The following is a 15,955-nucleotide window of genomic DNA, read 5'->3' as shown; positions in this document are numbered from 1 at the left end:
TATGACCCAAGCCCTGCAAGGCTCTTTGATGGTGGACGTCGCCGGTACCTGGCTGACGGCTGAAGATCGTCACTTGTTGCGCCAGCCCGAGGTGGGTGGCCTGATCATTTTTGCGCGCAATATCGAGCATCCGCGCCAGGTGCGTGAGTTGAGCGCCGCGATTCGTGCGGTGCGCCCGGACCTGCTGCTGGCGGTCGACCAGGAAGGCGGCCGGGTGCAGCGCTTGCGCCAGGGATTTGTGCGGCTGCCGGCGATGCGTGCCTTGGCCGACAACCCGAATGCTGAACAGCTGGCCGAGCAGTGTGGCTGGATCATGGCCACCGAAGTGCTGGCGGTCGGGCTAGACCTGAGCTTCGCCCCGGTACTGGACCTTGATTACCGGCGCAGCGCCGTCGTGGGCACTCGCGCGTTCGAAGGCGATCCTGAACGTGCCGCTTTGCTCGCTGGTGCCTTTATCCGTGGCATGAACAGCGCGGGCATGGCGGCCACCGGCAAGCACTTCCCTGGTCACGGCTGGGCTGAGGCCGATTCCCACGTCGCGATTCCCAATGATGAACGCAGCCTGGAACAGATTCGTGCCAATGACCTGGTGCCTTTCGCACGATTGAGCAAGCAGTTGGCGGCCGTTATGCCCGCCCACGTGATTTATCCACAGGTCGACGCGCAACCCGCCGGCTTCTCTCGGCGCTGGCTGCAGGACATCCTGCGCGGTGAGTTGCAGTTCGACGGGGTGATTTTCAGTGATGACCTGTCGATGGCCGGCGCCCATGTGGTCGGTGATGCCGCCAGCCGTATCGAAGCCGCGCTGACGGCTGGCTGCGACATGGGCCTGGTGTGTAACGACCGCGCCGCCGCCGAGTTGGCCCTGAGTGCTGCCCAGCGCATGAAAGTCACGCCGTCGGCACGTATCGCGCGGATGCGTGGCCAGGCGGTGGCGTCGACCGAGTACAAGCAGGATCCGCGTTGGCTGGCGGCGTTGGGTGCCCTGCGGGATGCTCAATTGATTGATTAAGACCGTGTCGCGTTCATCGCAGGCAAGCCAGCTCCCACAGGGAAATGCATTCCAAATGTGGGAGCGGGCTTGCCCGCGATAGCGGTCTTAAAGTCAGCGCTTCTCTTGCTTGTGAGGCAACGGCGCAAACAACGCTTCGATATCCTCATTCCCCAGCTTCCAATCCCCTGTCGTACGCCCATCCAGAACGCCCGCCGCCAGATCAGACTTTTCCTTCTGCAAATGCTGGATTTTCTCTTCCACCGTGCCCCGGGCAATCATCTTGTAGACGAATACCGGCTTCTCCTGGCCAATGCGATACGCGCGGTCGGTCGCCTGGTTTTCCGTCGCCGGGTTCCACCACGGGTCATAGTGAATCACCGTGTCCGCTTCCGTCAGGTTGAGCCCGACGCCGCCGGCCTTCAGGCTGATCAGAAAAATCTGCAGCTTGCCGCTCTGGAAGTCCTTCACTGGTGTGCGCCGATCCCGGGTTTGCCCGGTCAGCAGCGCGTAGGCCACGCCACGCTTCTTCAGCTCGGCCTCGATCAGGCTCAGCATCGAGGTGAACTGGGAAAACAGCAAAATCCTGCGTCCTTCGGCAAACAGCTCTTCGAGCATCTCCATCAAGCTGTCGAGCTTGCCCGAGCTGCTGCCCTTGGCCGGCAGGGTTGCGTCATTGACCAGGCGCAAATCGCAGCACACCTGCCGCAATTTGAGCAGCGCTTCGAGGATGATGATCTGGCTGCGGGCCACGCCCTTGCGGGTGATCTCGTCGCGGACTTTCTTGTCCATCGCCAGGCGCATGGTTTCGTACACGTCGCGCTGGGCTTCGTTGAGGTCGACCCAGTGGATGATCTCGGTCTTGGGCGGCAATTCCGTCGCCACCTGCTCCTTGGTACGGCGCAGCAGGAACGGTTTGATCCGACCATTGAGGTGCTGCAATCGCACGTCGCTGCCGCGCTTTTCAATCGGCACGCGGTAATCGCGGTTGAAGCTTTTCACATCACCCAGCCAACCCGGCAGCAGGAAGTGGAACAGCGACCACAACTCGCCCAAGTGGTTTTCCAGCGGTGTACCACTGAGGCACAGGCGCTGGCGGGCGTTCAGCTCGCGGGCAGCCTGGGCTGCCTTGCTGTTGGGGTTCTTGATGTACTGCGCTTCATCGAGGATCAGCACGTGCAAGGGCAGGGCGGCCAGTTGCTCGATGTCCTTGGGCAGCAGGGCGTAGGTGGTCAGTAGCAGGTCGTAGTCCTGCAACTGCGGGAAATGTTTCTTACGCCCTGCGCCATACAGCGCCAATACTTTGAGCTGCGGCGTGAAGTGTGCGGCTTCGTCGAGCCAGTTCGGGATCAGGCTGGTGGGCATCACCACCATGCACGGCCGGTCCAGGCGCCCGGCGATTTTCTCGCTCAGAATATGCGCCAGGGTTTGCAGGGTTTTGCCCAGGCCCATGTCATCCGCGAGAATCCCGCCGACATCGAGCTGGCGCAGCGACTGCATCCAGCTCAAACCTTCCAACTGATAAGGGCGCAACGTCGCGTTCAACCCTTCGGGCGCTTCGCAGCTGAAATCCTTGATATCCCGCAGGCGCTGGGCGAAGTTGCGGATCTTTTCGCCGCCTTCCCATTGCAGTGGCAGGTCTTCCAGCGGGTTCAGGCGAATGGCGTCTGCCTTGGCCAGGCGCAGCGCGGTGGTGCCGGGCTCTTGCAGGTAGAACTCGCCAAGGGTCGCCAGCACCGGTTTCAGCCGGCCGTAAGGCAGCGCCACTTGCAGCGGGCCGTGGCCGTTGGGCAGGCCGGGGATGTTCACCAGAATCAGTTCGTCGTCGCGCCGCCGGGCGAGTTTTTCCGGGTTGAGGATCTCGGTGTGGGAGCGCATCAGGTTCAACAGGATCGGCAGCAAACTCAGGCGTTCGCCGTTGACGATGATCCCCAGCTCCAGGTCGAACCAGTCGCGTTCCGGCACTTCGTCGACGCTGGCGTACCAGTCGTCGACGGCGCTCAAGTCGAAACCGAAATCCTCATCGATCTGCAATTCCCAGCCTTGGGCGCGCAGGGTCGGTGACGCATTCAACGTGAAGGTCAGCCAGGCGCTGTCATTGACCATTTCGAACAGCTCACCCGCACTTTCCGGCAAGGCCTTGCTCTGGCGCGTGGCAATCTTGAAGCCCAGCAGGCGCAGTTGTTCGCGAAACTGTTGCTCAACCTCGGGGTGGCGCTTGATCCGCAGGCTCTGCTGTTCCTGGCGCACGATGATGTCGGCGTTCTTCTGGCCGCTGACGTAGTTGCCCAGATAGTTGAAGGACAGCGCCGCGCGATGCTGGATGTAACGCTGCATCTTGCCGTTGCGCGGTTCGAAGGCGCTGAACTCGATACTCGCCAGCCACAGGCGCGGCACCGGCTGCACGTCTTCCATCACCACTTGCGGCAGCACCACGCGGTTATCCAGCACCGCCTGGAGTTTCTCCAGCAGCTCGGCATCCTGTGCCGCCGCCGGGTAGGCCAGGGTTTCCTGGACCTTGAGCAGCACGGCGGCGATGTGTTTGCAATTGGTGTGCACGGGGCAGGTGCAGCGGCTGTCCACCAGGATCAGCGTGCCCTTGGCGGATTCGCGCAGGGAGATGGTCTGGCGGTAGACATTGCCGCCCGAGCCTTCGCAGCTGGCAATGATGGTGCTGTCGCCAGACTCGACGATACGCACGCGGTTTTCCAGGGCGTAGCGCCGGCCGCGCTCAAGGCTTTGCTCTTTAAAGCGATTGGCCCACGAAGGGGCCAGGGGTTTGGTCAACGACGACGTCAGGGGCATGGTGCTGGATCAGTCCTGGACGTCGGGCGGTGGCGCGCTGGGCGGCTTGGCGGTCAGCGAGGTGATTTTGATCAGCAGGGCGAGGTGGCCGCCGTCCAGGTAGTTGAGCTGGTTGTTCTTGGTGCGCACGTCTTGCTGGCTGAGGTGCTCGCTGGCGATGACGCTGCCGTTGGCGTCGAACTGGTTGACCCAGAAGTCTGCATCGATATCGGTAAAGCGTCCGAGTTGCAGGCTCAGGGTGCCTTCGATAGGAAACTGGCCGAACTGCTCCGTGCCGTCACTGATCGCCAGCTTGATCGGCTGCTCACCGAGGTTCTGTTCCCAGGTGCGATGCAGCAACACCGTGTAGCTATTGTCGGCATTGAGTTTTTCGACGATGTTGCCCAGCCGCGGCGGGCTCATTTTGTCGGCCGGCAGGCGTGGCGCGCCGGCGTCCCAGTTTTCCGGCGCCGCACGGCTAGTGATCACCGGCTCGGCGTTCTGGCGCACCAGGATCATCTCCACCAGGTACGGGCTGTCGGCAAACGCCGAAGGGGCAACGACCACCAACAACAAGCTCAAAATGCGGAACAGGCGCATTGGGGCGTCCTTCAAGCAGTTTTCGGGATAAGGCGCTCAAACAGCGCCTCCAGTGTATTAAAGCGTTCTTCGGCGCGTTCCATCGGCACCATGAATTTGAACAGCGTAGCCCCTTCGAACTTGTAGCGATTGGGTTGGCCCTGAATCAGCTTGATCAGCACCAGAGGGTCCACCGGCGTCTGCGCCTCGAACTCGATACGCCCGCCTTGCGGCCCGGCATCAACCTTCTTGATACCCAGTTGCTCGGCCTGCAATTTCAGCAGGGTCAGGCGCACCAGGTTCTTGGTCGGTTCCGGCAGCAGGCCGAAGCGGTCGATCATCTCCACCTGCAGGTCCTTGAGGCCTTCTTCGTCGGTGGCCGAGGCGATGCGTTTGTACAGGATCAGCCGCGCGTGCACGTCCGGCAGGTAGTCTTCGGGGATCAACGCCGGCAAGCGCAGGTTGATTTCCGGGCCGCCACCCAGCGGTTGGTCGAGGTTCGGTTGTTCGCCCTTGCGGATGGCTTTCACCGCGCGCTCGAGCATCTCCATATACAGGGTGAAACCCACGGCCTGGATCTGCCCGCTCTGGCCGTCGCCCAGCAGTTCGCCGGCGCCACGGATTTCCAGGTCGTTGGTGGCCAGCACAAAGCCGGCGCCAAGGTCCTGGGTATTGGCGATCGCTTCCAGGCGCTTCTCGGCGTCGGAGGTGATCTGCTGGCGCGGCGGCGTCAGCAAATAGGCATACGCCTGGTGGTGACTGCGACCGACCCGGCCGCGCAACTGGTGCAGCTGCGCCAGGCCGAACTTGTCGGCCCGCTCGATGATGATGGTGTTGGCGCTTGGCACGTCGATGCCGGTCTCGATGATGGTCGAGGCGATCAGCACGTTGAAGCGCTTGTGGTAGAAGTCGCTCATCACCTGTTCGAGTTCGCGTTCACGCATCTGCCCGTGGCCGATGGCGATCCGCGCTTCCGGCACCAGTTCGGCGAGGTCGGCGGCGCATTTCTCGATGGTTTTTACATCGTTGTGCAGGTAGTAAACCTGGCCGCCGCGCAGCAACTCACGCAACAGGGCTTCCTTGACCGTGCTTTTGTTCTGTTCCATGACGAAGGTGCGCACCGACAGCCGGCGCGCCGGCGGCGTGGCGATGATCGACAGGTCGCGCATGCCCGACACCGCCATGTTCAGCGTGCGCGGAATCGGCGTGGCGGTGAGGGTCAGGATGTCGACTTCACTGCGCAGGGCCTTGAGCTGTTCCTTCTGACGGACACCGAAGCGGTGCTCTTCGTCGATGATCACCAGGCCCAGGTTCTTGATCTTCACATCATCCGACAGCAGCTTGTGAGTGCCGATCACGATGTCGATCTTGCCTTCCGCCAGGTCGGCAATCGCCGCGTTCACTTCCTTGGCCGACTTGAAGCGGCTCATCACTTCCACGGTCACCGGCCAGTCGGCAAAGCGGTCGCGGAAGCTGTTGTAGTGCTGTTGGGCGAGCAGGGTGGTCGGTACGAGGATCGCCACCTGGCGGCCGCCGTGCACCGCAATAAAGGCGGCGCGCATCGCCACTTCGGTCTTGCCGAAGCCCACGTCGCCGCACACCAGGCGGTCCATTGGCTTGGGCGCCAGCATGTCGGCGCGCACGGCGTCGATGGTGGTTTGCTGGTCCGGGGTTTCTTCGAAGGCGAAGCCGGCGCTGAAGGTGGCGTAGTCGGCCTTTGGGTCGGCAAATGCATAACCTTCGCGGGCGGCGCGGCGGGCATAGATGTCGAGCAGTTCGGCAGCCACGTCGCGCACCTGTTCGGCGGCCTTGCGCTTGGCTTTCTGCCAGGTCTCGGAGCCCAGGCGGTGCAACGGCGCGAGGGCGTCGTCGCTGCCGGTGTAGCGGGCGATCAGGTGCAGGTTGGCCACCGGCACGTAGAGCTTGGCGCCCTCGGCGTATTCCATGGTGAGGAATTCGGCCACCTGGTTGTCGATCTCCAGGGTTTGCAGGCCCAGGTAGCGACCCACGCCGTGGTCGATATGCACCACCGGCGCGCCTTCGCGCAGTTCGGTGAGGTTCTTGATCACCGCATCGTTGTTGGCGTCGGCGCGTTTCTCGCGACGGCGACGCTGCATCACCCGCTGACCAAACAGCGGGCTTTCGGCAATCAATGCCAGGGCCGGGTCGTCCAGCAGCAGGCCTTCGTCCAGCGGCGCGATGGTGATCGCCAGGCGATCCTTGCTCGCGACAAAGTCCGGCCAGCTGTCGACGGTTTTCGGCCGCAGCTTCAGGCGCTCCAGCAACTCCAGCAGCACCTCGCGGCGCCCGGCGGACTCGGCGGTAAACAGCACACGGCCGGGGAAGTCACCGAGAAAGTTCGACAGCGCCTCCAGCGGCTGGTTGGCCTTGGCTTCAATCGCCAGGTTCGGCAGTGCTTGCGCCGGGAAGCGCTCGCGGCCGGCGCCTGCGTCCACGTCCTGTTGGCTGGCGACCACACGCGGCCAGTTTTTCAGGCGGGCGAAGCAGTCTTCCACCGGCAGGAACAATTCGGCCGGTGGCAATAAAGGACGGGACGGGTCGACGCGGCGCTCTTCATAACGGTTGCGCACGTCATTCCAGAAGTTCTCTGCCGCCTGTTCGATGCCCGGCAGCGAGAACACCTGGGTGTCCTGGGGCAGGTAATCGAAGAGGGTGGAGGTTTCGTCGAAGAACAACGGCAGGTAGTACTCGATACCGGCGGGGGTAATCCCGCTGCTCAAGTCCTGGAAGATCGGGCAGCGGCGGAAGTCCACGTCAAAGCGCTCGCGGAAACGTGCCTTGAAGCGCGTGACCGCATCTTTTTGCAGCGGGAATTCCCGGGCCGGCAGCAGCTTGACCGACTCCACCTTGTCGATGGAGCGCTGGTTTTCCGGGTCGAAGGTACGCAGGGTTTCGATTTCGTCGTCGAACAGGTCGATCCGGTATGGCAGTTTGCTGCCCATCGGGAACAAGTCGATCAACGCGCCACGTACCGCGAACTCGCCGTGCTCGTACACCGTGTCGACGCAACGATAGCCGCTGGCTTCAAGCCGGGTGCGCATCTGTTCCACGTCGAGCTTCTGGCCGATATCCAGCACCAGGCTGCTGCCCAGCAGGAACTTGGTCGGCGCCAGGCGATGCAGGGCCGTGGTGATCGGCACCACCAGCACGCCGTGGGCCAGTTCCGGCAAGCGGTACAGGCTGGCGATGCGCTGGGAAATGATGTCCTGGTGCGGCGAGAACAGATCGTAGGGCAGGGTTTCCCAGTCCGGGAAATGCAGCACCGGCAAATCGGGGGCGAAGAAACTCAGCTCCTGTTCCAGCCGCTCGGCACTTTGGCTGTCGGCGGTGAGCAGCAGGGTAAAGCGCTTGGCAGCGCTGGCAGCCTCGGCGATGGCCAGGCTGAGGGCGGCACCGGGCAGGTTGCCCCAGTGCTGTTTACCTGCCGCGGCAGGGAGAAGCGGTAGACGCAGAACGGGCACGGAAGGTTGAGCTCCAAGCGTTGCGACAAAGTCGGTAATTGTAACGGCCCGGAGTGCCGCCTGTCAGTTGCTGACTGAGCCTATTACGGTTTGCAGGAAATGTAGTGGCTAAGACAAACAAAGGCGTCTTTTGACTCATTATGTAGTGCCGAAATCGGCGTATGTTTCGGAGGGTTACGGACACTTTGTCACAATGGCCCGGAAGGGGGTGCCCTGAAAGCCACGTATTTACTGGGCTCCAGCGCGGCGTTATTTTTTTGCAAGGGGTTTTGTTGCTGGCCGCGCATTGCTCCGAGGGCGGTCGGGCGGCATAATGTAGCCCCTTTTTTCTGCCCCTACATGTGGAAGGTTCCCGTGACTCAGAAGCCCGACCAGTGTCTTGGTGAATGGATCGACCGTGAAGCACTCGCTGAAGCGATGATTCCGCTTATCGGTCAGCTCTACCGCAATAACAACGTGGTGAGCTCGATCTATGGCCGCAGCCTGATCAACCAATCAGTCATCGCGATTCTCAAGGCTCATCGCTTTGCTCGCCATCGCTCCGCCGACGACAGCGAACTCTCCGTCCACGAAACATTCCCTCTGCTTAAAGCCATGAGCGAGCTCAAGCTCGGCGCGGCCTCGGTAGACCTGGGCAAGCTGGCCTACAAATTCCGCAAGGAAGGCGCTGGCCGTACCGCCGAGCAGTTCGTGCGTGAAGAAATGGCCGACGTGGTTGGCCAGCAAAACGCCGCCGCCCGCAAAGGCACCGACGTTGTGCTGTACGGCTTCGGTCGTATCGGCCGCCTGCTGGCGCGCATCCTGATCGAAAAAACCGGTGGCGGCGACGGCCTGCGCCTGCGTGCCATCGTGGTGCGTAAAGGTGCAGAAAACGACCTGACCAAACGCGCCAGCCTCTTGCGTCGCGACTCGGTACACGGTCCGTTCAACGGCACCATCGTCATCGACGAAGAAAACAACACCATCACCGCCAACGGTAACCTGATCCAGGTGATCTACGCGAAGAACCCGGCTGAAGTGGACTACACCCAGTACGGCATCAAGGACGCACTGCTGGTGGACAACACCGGCGTGTGGCGCGACGCCGAGGGCCTGGGCCAACACCTGGCTTGCCCGGGTATCGACCGCGTTGTCCTGACCGCGCCTGGCAAGGGCAAGCTGAAGAACATCGTGCACGGCATCAACCACGGTGAAATCACCGCGCAAGACAAGATCGTCTCGGCTGCTTCCTGCACCACCAACGCCATCGTGCCGGTGCTGAAAGCGGTGAACGACAAGTTCGGCATCGTTAACGGTCACGTTGAAACGGTTCACTCGTACACCAACGACCAGAACCTGATCGACAACTTCCACAAGGGCGATCGCCGTGGCCGCAGCGCCGCGCTGAACATGGTGATCACCGAGACCGGTGCTGCCACCGCTGCTGCCAAGGCCCTGCCTGAGCTGGCCGGCAAGCTGACCGGTAACGCGATCCGTGTTCCGACGCCGAACGTGTCGATGGCCATTCTCAACCTCAACCTTGAGAAAGCCGCCACCCGTGAAGAGATGAACGAGTACCTGCGCTACATGGCGCTGCACTCCGATCTGCATAAGCAAATCGACTTCGTCAATTCGCAGGAAGTGGTTTCCACCGACTTCGTAGGCTCGCGCCACGCCGGTGTGGTGGACGCGGAAGCGACCATTACCCAGGATAACCGCGTTGTTCTGTACGTTTGGTACGACAACGAATTCGGTTACAGCTGCCAGGTGGTTCGCGTGATGGAAGACATGGCCGGGGTCAACCCGCCAGCGTTCCCGCGCTAAGCATCAGCAGTAAATGAAAAAGCCCCGACTGGTTCGGGGCTTTTTTATGTCTGTGGGTTTTGTGTTGTTTGTACCGGCCTCATCGCAGGCAAGCCAGCTCCCACATGTTGATGTGTGAATCCACTCAAATGTGGGAGCTGGCTTGCCTGCGATAGCGATCCATCAAGCGCCGCCGACTATCGAAGCCTGCGCAGTCCGCAGCTCATGACGGTTGCCTTTGAACAGGATCAACGTGGCGACCAACCCGAGCACCGCCGCACCGCTGAGCCAGATCCCCGGCGCGGCCTTGTTGTCCAGCACGTGGATCAGGTAGGTACAAGCCGCCGGAGTAAAGCCACCAAAGGTCGCTGTCGCCAGGCTGTAGGCCAGGGAGAACCCGGTGGTACGTACTTCTACCGGCATGATTTCGGTCAGCGCCACCACCATCGCACCGTTGTACGAGCCGTACAGGAACGACAGCCAGAGCAGCACGATCAGCAGATGGCTGAAGCTCGGGTTGGCCACCAGCCAGGACAGCGCCGGATAAGCAGTGAGGATCGCCAGAATTGTCGCGCCGAGCAGCAGGGGTTTACGGCCGATCTTGTCGGACACCGCGCCCATCACCGGCAGCCAGATGAAGTTGGAGATGCCCACGCACACCGTTACCAGCAATGCGTCGAAGTCCGACAGGTGCAGTTCTGCCTTGCCGAAGGTCGGGGTGTAGGCGGTGATCAGGTAGAACGACACAGTGGTCATCACCACCAGCGCCATGCCGGCGATCACGATGCCGAAGTTCTGGCCGATGGAGCGCACGATTTCCTGCAGGGTAGGGCGGTGTTTGCGTGCCTGGAATTCCGGGGTTTCTTCCAGGGAACGACGAATCACGAAGATCACCGGCACGATCAGGCAACCAATCAGGAACGGCACGCGCCAGCCCCAGTCACCCATTTGTTCGGGGCTGAGCCAGTGGTTCAGGCCCACACCCAGCAGGCCGGCGAATACCACCGCGGCTTGCTGGCTGGCGGACTGCCAGCTGACGAAGAAGCCTTTGCGGCCCGGAGTGGCGATTTCCGCCAGGTACACCGATACACCGCCCAGCTCTACACCGGCCGAGAAGCCTTGCAGCAGGCGACCGAACAGCACGATCAGGGGCGCCGCAACGCCCAGGGTGGCGTATCCGGGGACACAGGCAATCAGCACCGTGCCGGCAGCCATCAGCGCCAGGGTGATCACCAGGCCCTTTTTACGGCCGTGACGGTCGATGTAGGCACCGAGGAAAATCGCGCCCAGCGGACGCATCAGGAACCCGGCACCAAAGGTTGCCAGGGACAGCATCAGGGAGGCGAAGGCGCTGTCGGTGGGGAAAAAGGTCTTGGCAATGGCCGTGGCGTAGAAGCCGTAGACCATGAAGTCGAACATTTCGAGGAAATTACCGCTGACAACGCGAAAGATCGCCTTGCCCTTGCCCGTTGTAGTGGACATGTCATGCACTCATTTTGGCTATCTTATTAGTAATCCCTGGTCGCAACCGTCCTTGCTGTTGAAGCCTCGGCACGAAGCTGGCGCTGAACAGTTTTGTAACGATATGTGTATAAGCCACCACAGGCAACAAAAAACCGATAGCAAGCTGGCAAATTGCCGCAGGGTGCGGGGATTAATTCAGGAGGGTGTTGCGCAGGCTGTCGGACAAGCCTTTCGGTGCCAGCCAGATGCCGAGATACGCTTTAGCCAGCTCGTCATTGCGACTGCTGAACACTACCGTGTCGTTGATTTCCAGGTTCAGGCCACGCTGAGGCCGAAAATCCAGCGCATAACGGTCACCACTGCGGATATCGCGAAAACTTTGGTGCAGTTGATCCAGTTCCGGCTTGAGGCGCGCGAGGGCGGCGGGCGCTTGCTGGCGTTCGAGGGTGGCGGTGGCGGCCTTGATCACATCGTTGCGGTCGATGTCGCGAAAGTAATACAGCTCCAGGCGCAGGTCCTTTTGCTGATCCAGGGCCTGCTTGGCGCTCAGGTCAGCCTGGGCGAACAGCGCCGCCGCATACACATCTGCCCACAGGTAGGTCAGGACGGCCTGGTTTTTCAGCACCAATTGATGTGATTGCGCAGGAAAGTCGGCTTGTTTGAGCCGATCAGCCTCATTCGCCAACACCGGGACCGAAAACATCAGCAATAAACAGAAAACGACATGCCGCATAATGGCCAGTCCTGAAAAGGTGCTTGCCTACAGGTTAATTCAATTTCCGACAGTGAAAGGTTTTATGGGCGGCGTGCGGCATATTTTGGTTTTAGCCGGGCTTGCGGCGCTGGCCGGCTGCGGCGGCGACTCGCTCGAGCGCTTCGGTGGCCCGACCATGGGCAGCACTTATTCCATCCAGTATGTGCGCACGCCAGGGGTTCCTGGCCCGGCCGAAGTCCAGCGCCAGGTAGAAGGCGTTCTCGCAGAGGTCGACCGCCAGATGTCGACCTACCGCAGCGACTCCGATATCGAACGTTTCAACGACCTGCCGGCCCACAGCTGCCAGCCGATGCCGGAGCCTGTCCTGCACCTGGTGCGCACTGGCGAGCAGTTGTCCCAGGCCAGCGATGGCGCGTTTGACCTGACGGTCGAACCACTGATGAACCTGTGGGGCTTCGGCCCTCAGGCCCGTGAGATAAAAGTCCCGGACGCCACCACCCTTGAGCAGGTCCGCCAGCGTTTAGGCCATCAGTATTTGCACATCGACGGCAACCAGTTGTGCAAGGACGCGGCCGTCGAAGTCGACTTCAACAGCATCGCCGCCGGTTACGCCGTCGACCGCATTGCCGCGCAACTCACCCAGCTTGGCATTCATAGCTACCTCGCCGAAGCCACCGGCGAACTCAAGGCCGCTGGCGTCAAACCCGACGGCTCGCCCTGGCGCATAGCCCTGGAAGAGCCCCGCGACGATCAGCAAGTGGCCGAAAAAATCATCGCCGTGGATGGCTTTGGTGTGTCGACATCGGGTGACTATCGCAATTATTTCCAGCAGGATGGTCGGCGTTATTCCCACACCCTGGATGCCCGGACCGGCACGCCGATCACCCATCAGCTGGCGTCGGTGACGGTATTGCAGCCTTCGGCACTGATGGCCGATGGATTGTCGACGCTGCTGCTGATCCTCGGGCCCGAACAGGGTTGGGAATACGCCGAAAAACACCAGGTCGCCGCGTTTTTTGTGATGCGCGAGGGCGCTGGTTTCGTCACACGGAGCAACAAGGCATTCGAGCAACTGACGGCAGTGAAGCCGTAACGAATGCCGTGTAGTAAAGGCAAAACTGGCCTACGACGCGACCAAGGGTTAATGTGCGCGGCGTTAAGCCTTCTATAGACTGTGCCCCGGCTCACACACTGAGCCTATTTGATCCTTCATGACCGCTGGCCGCGGCATGATTTAGCCAGGCGCCCAACCGTGCGCCTTGGCCTGTTCTGAGGAGTACGCATGGCTGTCTACAACTACGACGTGGTAGTACTGGGTTCCGGCCCTGCTGGAGAAGGTGCGGCGATGAACGCCGCCAAAGCAGGGCGCAAGGTGGCGATGGTCGATAGCCGTCGCCAGGTCGGCGGTAACTGCACCCACCTGGGTACCATCCCGTCCAAGGCCTTGCGTCACTCGGTGCGCCAGATCATGCAGTTCAACACCAACCCGATGTTCCGGGCCATTGGTGAGCCGCGCTGGTTCTCGTTCCCGGACGTGCTCAAGAGCGCTGAAAAAGTCATTTCCAAACAGGTTGCCTCGCGTACCGGCTTCTATGCCCGTAACCGCGTCGACCTGTTCTTCGGCACCGGCAGCTTCGCCGACGAGCAAACCGTCGAAGTGGTCTGCGCCAACGGCGTGGTCGAGAAACTGGTGGCCAAGCACATCATCATCGCCACCGGCTCGCGCCCGTATCGCCCGGCGGATATCGATTTCCACCACCCGCGCATCTACGATAGCGACACCATCCTCAGCCTGGGCCACACCCCGCGCAAACTGATCATCTATGGCGCCGGCGTGATTGGCTGTGAATACGCCTCGATCTTCAGCGGCCTGGGCGTATTGGTCGAGCTGGTGGATAACCGTGACCAGTTGCTGAGCTTCCTCGACTCGGAAATTTCCCAGGCGTTGAGTTACCACTTCAGCAACAACAACATCACTGTGCGCCACAACGAAGAGTACGAGCGGGTCGAAGGCCTGGACAACGGTGTGATCCTGCACCTCAAATCCGGCAAGAAGATCAAGGCCGACGCCTTGCTGTGGTGTAACGGCCGTACCGGCAACACCGACAAGCTGGGCATGGAAAACATCGGGGTCAAGGTCAACAGCCGTGGCCAGATCGAAGTCGACGAGAACTACCGCACCTGCGTGCCGAACATCTACGGTGCCGGTGACGTGATCGGCTGGCCAAGCCTGGCCAGTGCCGCCCACGACCAGGGCCGTTCGGCCGCTGGCAGCATTGTCGACAACGGCAGCTGGCGCTACGTCAACGACGTGCCGACCGGGATCTACACCATTCCCGAGATCAGCTCGATCGGCAAGAACGAGCACGAACTGACCAAGGCCAAGGTGCCTTACGAAGTCGGCAAGGCGTTCTTCAAGAGCATGGCGCGTGCGCAGATCGCCGGCGAGCCGCAGGGAATGCTGAAGATCCTGTTCCACCGCGAGACCCTGGAAGTCCTCGGCGTGCATTGCTTCGGCTACCAGGCGTCGGAGATCGTGCACATCGGCCAGGCGATCATGAACCAGCCGGGTGAGCTGAATACCCTCAAGTATTTCGTCAACACCACGTTCAACTATCCGACCATGGCTGAAGCCTATCGGGTAGCGGCCTACGACGGCATCAACCGGCTTTTTTGAGCGGCTCCGGCCGGTGGCCTGAGCCGGCCGGGGAGACCGATTTCAGTAATTCCCGAGAGTGGCAGTGGCCAAACCGGGAAAGTCTGTAATCAGGCTATCTACGCCGAAGTCGGCGAGCCTGCGCATCAGCGCGGGTTCGTTGACGGTCCACACGGACACGTGCAAACCCTGGCGCTGGGCTTTTTCCAGACGCTCAGGGGTGCACAGCGTCCAGTTCAACGCCAGAATCTCACAGCCATAGTTGGCCGCTACCTTCAACGGGTCGAGCCAGGCGTATTCGGCTACCAGTCCGCGGGACAGGTCCGGGGTGAGGTCCAGCGCAGCTTTCAATACTTCCCGCGAGCTTGAGGTGACCGTGACCTTGTCCATCAGCCCGAAACGCTGGGCCATTTCCCGGATCGCCAGCACGGTGGTTGCCGCGCGGGTGCGTGACGCGCTTTTGACTTCCAGTTGCCAGTGATCGAAGTCGCATTTTTCGAACAGTTCTTCCAGGCGTGGGATCGGGCAGGGATTGACCCAGCCCGGGCCGCCTTTGCGTGCGTCCATCTTCACCAGGTCGGCGGCTGAGTATTCGACGACCTTGCCGCGCCGGTCGGTGGTGCGCTTGAGGGTCGGGTCATGGATGACCATCAGCTCGCCGTCCATGGACAGGTGCAAATCCAGTTCGCAACGGCGCACGCCGTGCTTGAGGCATTCCTGGAAGCTGGTCAGGGTGTTTTCCGGTGCTTCGCCTTTGGCACCGCGGTGGCCATAAATCAGGGTCACAGTTGCTCCTTTACGCCAGGGTTCCTGGCTGGATGGATGACGCGACGCGCCATTCATTGTTCGTCTTCAGGTGTCGGATTCTTCGCTTTTTTCCCGCGCCAGGCGCCGTTCCTGCGCCTGCTTTTGCAGGATATAGCGCGCCAGCAGTTGGCGTTGGGCATCGGTCATGGCTTCGAATTCAGTGCCGACTTCAAAGCCGCCGGTCTTGGCATCGCAATGGGTGACCTTGGCCCGCAGTAACAGGCCGAGGGCTTGTGGCATCAGCACCAGCTTGACCGCCAGGTGGCTGTCGGGCTGGATTGCCGTAGGGTTCAGGAACTCGATGCCGCCTTCGGAGATGACCACGGGCTGCGGCGTACCGATCTCGCCCAGCAGGCTTTGCGCCATGATCTGGCTGAGCAAATCCATGCGTTTGTTCTGCACTTTGAGGAAGGCGGCGAGGGTGCGGTCCCGCTCGCCGATCTGGCGCAGCAGGTGCTGGGATTCGAATTCGCTCAGGTGCAACTCGCTGAGCAGATTGAACAGCGGAGAATCATCCAGCAATACTTCCTTGCTCAGCGCTTCCGGGCCCGACAGCGGGGTAATTTCCAGTGCGATCATGTCCTCGATACGGTAGTATTCGCGGCGATCTTCTTCATCTAATGTCGACATGGCGAACCCAAGGCAGCGGTGATGGTCTGAGTGTAAAGCTGCTTACCAGACCCCGCCACCGGGAC

General features: G+C 61.3%; 11 protein-coding genes. 4 read left to right on the top strand and 7 right to left on the bottom strand.

Features of this window, described 5'->3' with window-relative positions; all coding sequences use genetic code 11:
* The first annotated feature begins 1 nt into the window (after position 1).
* A complete protein-coding gene (nagZ, locus tag V3W39_RS03795; RefSeq protein ID WP_330212213.1) occupies positions 2-1,012 on the top strand; it encodes a beta-N-acetylhexosaminidase in 1,011 nt (336 codons plus the stop codon).
* Between the two features lie 93 nt (positions 1,013-1,105).
* Here nagZ and V3W39_RS03790 read toward each other — a convergent pair whose 3' ends face one another.
* The 3 genes from V3W39_RS03790 to mfd are packed head-to-tail and all read right to left on the bottom strand — an operon-like array spanning position 1,106 to position 7,836.
* Complete coding sequence (locus V3W39_RS03790; protein ID WP_177045648.1) at positions 1,106-3,796, bottom strand: DEAD/DEAH box helicase; 2,691 nt, start codon at positions 3,794-3,796, stop codon at positions 1,106-1,108.
* 9 nt (positions 3,797-3,805) lie between these two features.
* Positions 3,806-4,375 (bottom strand): CsiV family protein, encoded by a 570-nt coding sequence (locus V3W39_RS03785; protein ID WP_177045647.1) that lies wholly within the window; start codon positions 4,373-4,375, stop codon positions 3,806-3,808.
* Positions 4,376-4,386: 11 nt separating this feature from the next.
* Positions 4,387-7,836, bottom strand: coding sequence for a transcription-repair coupling factor (gene mfd, locus V3W39_RS03780; RefSeq protein WP_177075711.1), 3,450 nt, complete (start codon positions 7,834-7,836; stop codon positions 4,387-4,389).
* A gap of 339 nt (positions 7,837-8,175) precedes the next feature.
* Here mfd and V3W39_RS03775 point away from each other — a divergent pair, with 339 nt between their 5' ends.
* The gene (locus V3W39_RS03775) at positions 8,176-9,639 is read left to right on the top strand and encodes a glyceraldehyde-3-phosphate dehydrogenase (RefSeq protein WP_177045645.1); all 1,464 of its coding nucleotides are present in this window, start codon (positions 8,176-8,178) and stop codon (positions 9,637-9,639) included.
* 162 nt (positions 9,640-9,801) lie between these two features.
* On the opposite strand, the gene V3W39_RS03770 is transcribed toward V3W39_RS03775, so the two are convergent.
* Both V3W39_RS03770 and V3W39_RS03765 read right to left on the bottom strand, forming a co-directional pair.
* Positions 9,802-11,100 (bottom strand): MFS transporter, encoded by a 1,299-nt coding sequence (locus tag V3W39_RS03770; RefSeq protein ID WP_177045644.1) that lies wholly within the window; start codon positions 11,098-11,100, stop codon positions 9,802-9,804.
* 172 nt (positions 11,101-11,272) lie between these two features.
* Positions 11,273-11,815 (bottom strand): chalcone isomerase family protein, encoded by a 543-nt coding sequence (locus V3W39_RS03765; protein WP_259196124.1) that lies wholly within the window; start codon positions 11,813-11,815, stop codon positions 11,273-11,275.
* Positions 11,816-11,972: 157 nt separating this feature from the next.
* Here V3W39_RS03765 and V3W39_RS03760 point away from each other — a divergent pair, with 157 nt between their 5' ends.
* Entirely contained in the window at positions 11,973-12,890 is a 918-nt protein-coding gene (locus V3W39_RS03760; protein ID WP_442968391.1) for an FAD:protein FMN transferase, read from the top strand.
* A 189-nt stretch (positions 12,891-13,079) separates the two neighbouring features.
* On the top strand, positions 13,080-14,474 hold the full coding sequence (gene sthA / locus V3W39_RS03755) for a Si-specific NAD(P)(+) transhydrogenase (RefSeq protein ID WP_177045641.1): 1,395 nt from the start codon (positions 13,080-13,082) through the stop codon (positions 14,472-14,474).
* Between the two features lie 42 nt (positions 14,475-14,516).
* On the opposite strand, the gene V3W39_RS03750 is transcribed toward sthA, so the two are convergent.
* Both V3W39_RS03750 and V3W39_RS03745 read right to left on the bottom strand, forming a co-directional pair.
* Positions 14,517-15,239 (bottom strand): glycerophosphodiester phosphodiesterase, encoded by a 723-nt coding sequence (locus V3W39_RS03750; RefSeq protein WP_017477211.1) that lies wholly within the window; start codon positions 15,237-15,239, stop codon positions 14,517-14,519.
* Positions 15,240-15,305: 66 nt separating this feature from the next.
* Positions 15,306-15,890: a PilZ domain-containing protein gene (locus tag V3W39_RS03745; RefSeq protein WP_177045637.1), complete on the bottom strand. Its 585-nt coding sequence runs from the start codon at positions 15,888-15,890 to the stop codon at positions 15,306-15,308.
* Between the last annotated feature and the right edge of the window lie 65 nt (positions 15,891-15,955).

It is taken from the genome of Pseudomonas sp. Z18(2022) (assembly GCF_036346535.1).
Classification (GTDB): Bacteria; Pseudomonadota; Gammaproteobacteria; order Pseudomonadales; family Pseudomonadaceae; genus Aquipseudomonas; species Aquipseudomonas yamanorum_A.
This window is presented reverse-complemented; position numbering and strand designations above follow the sequence as displayed.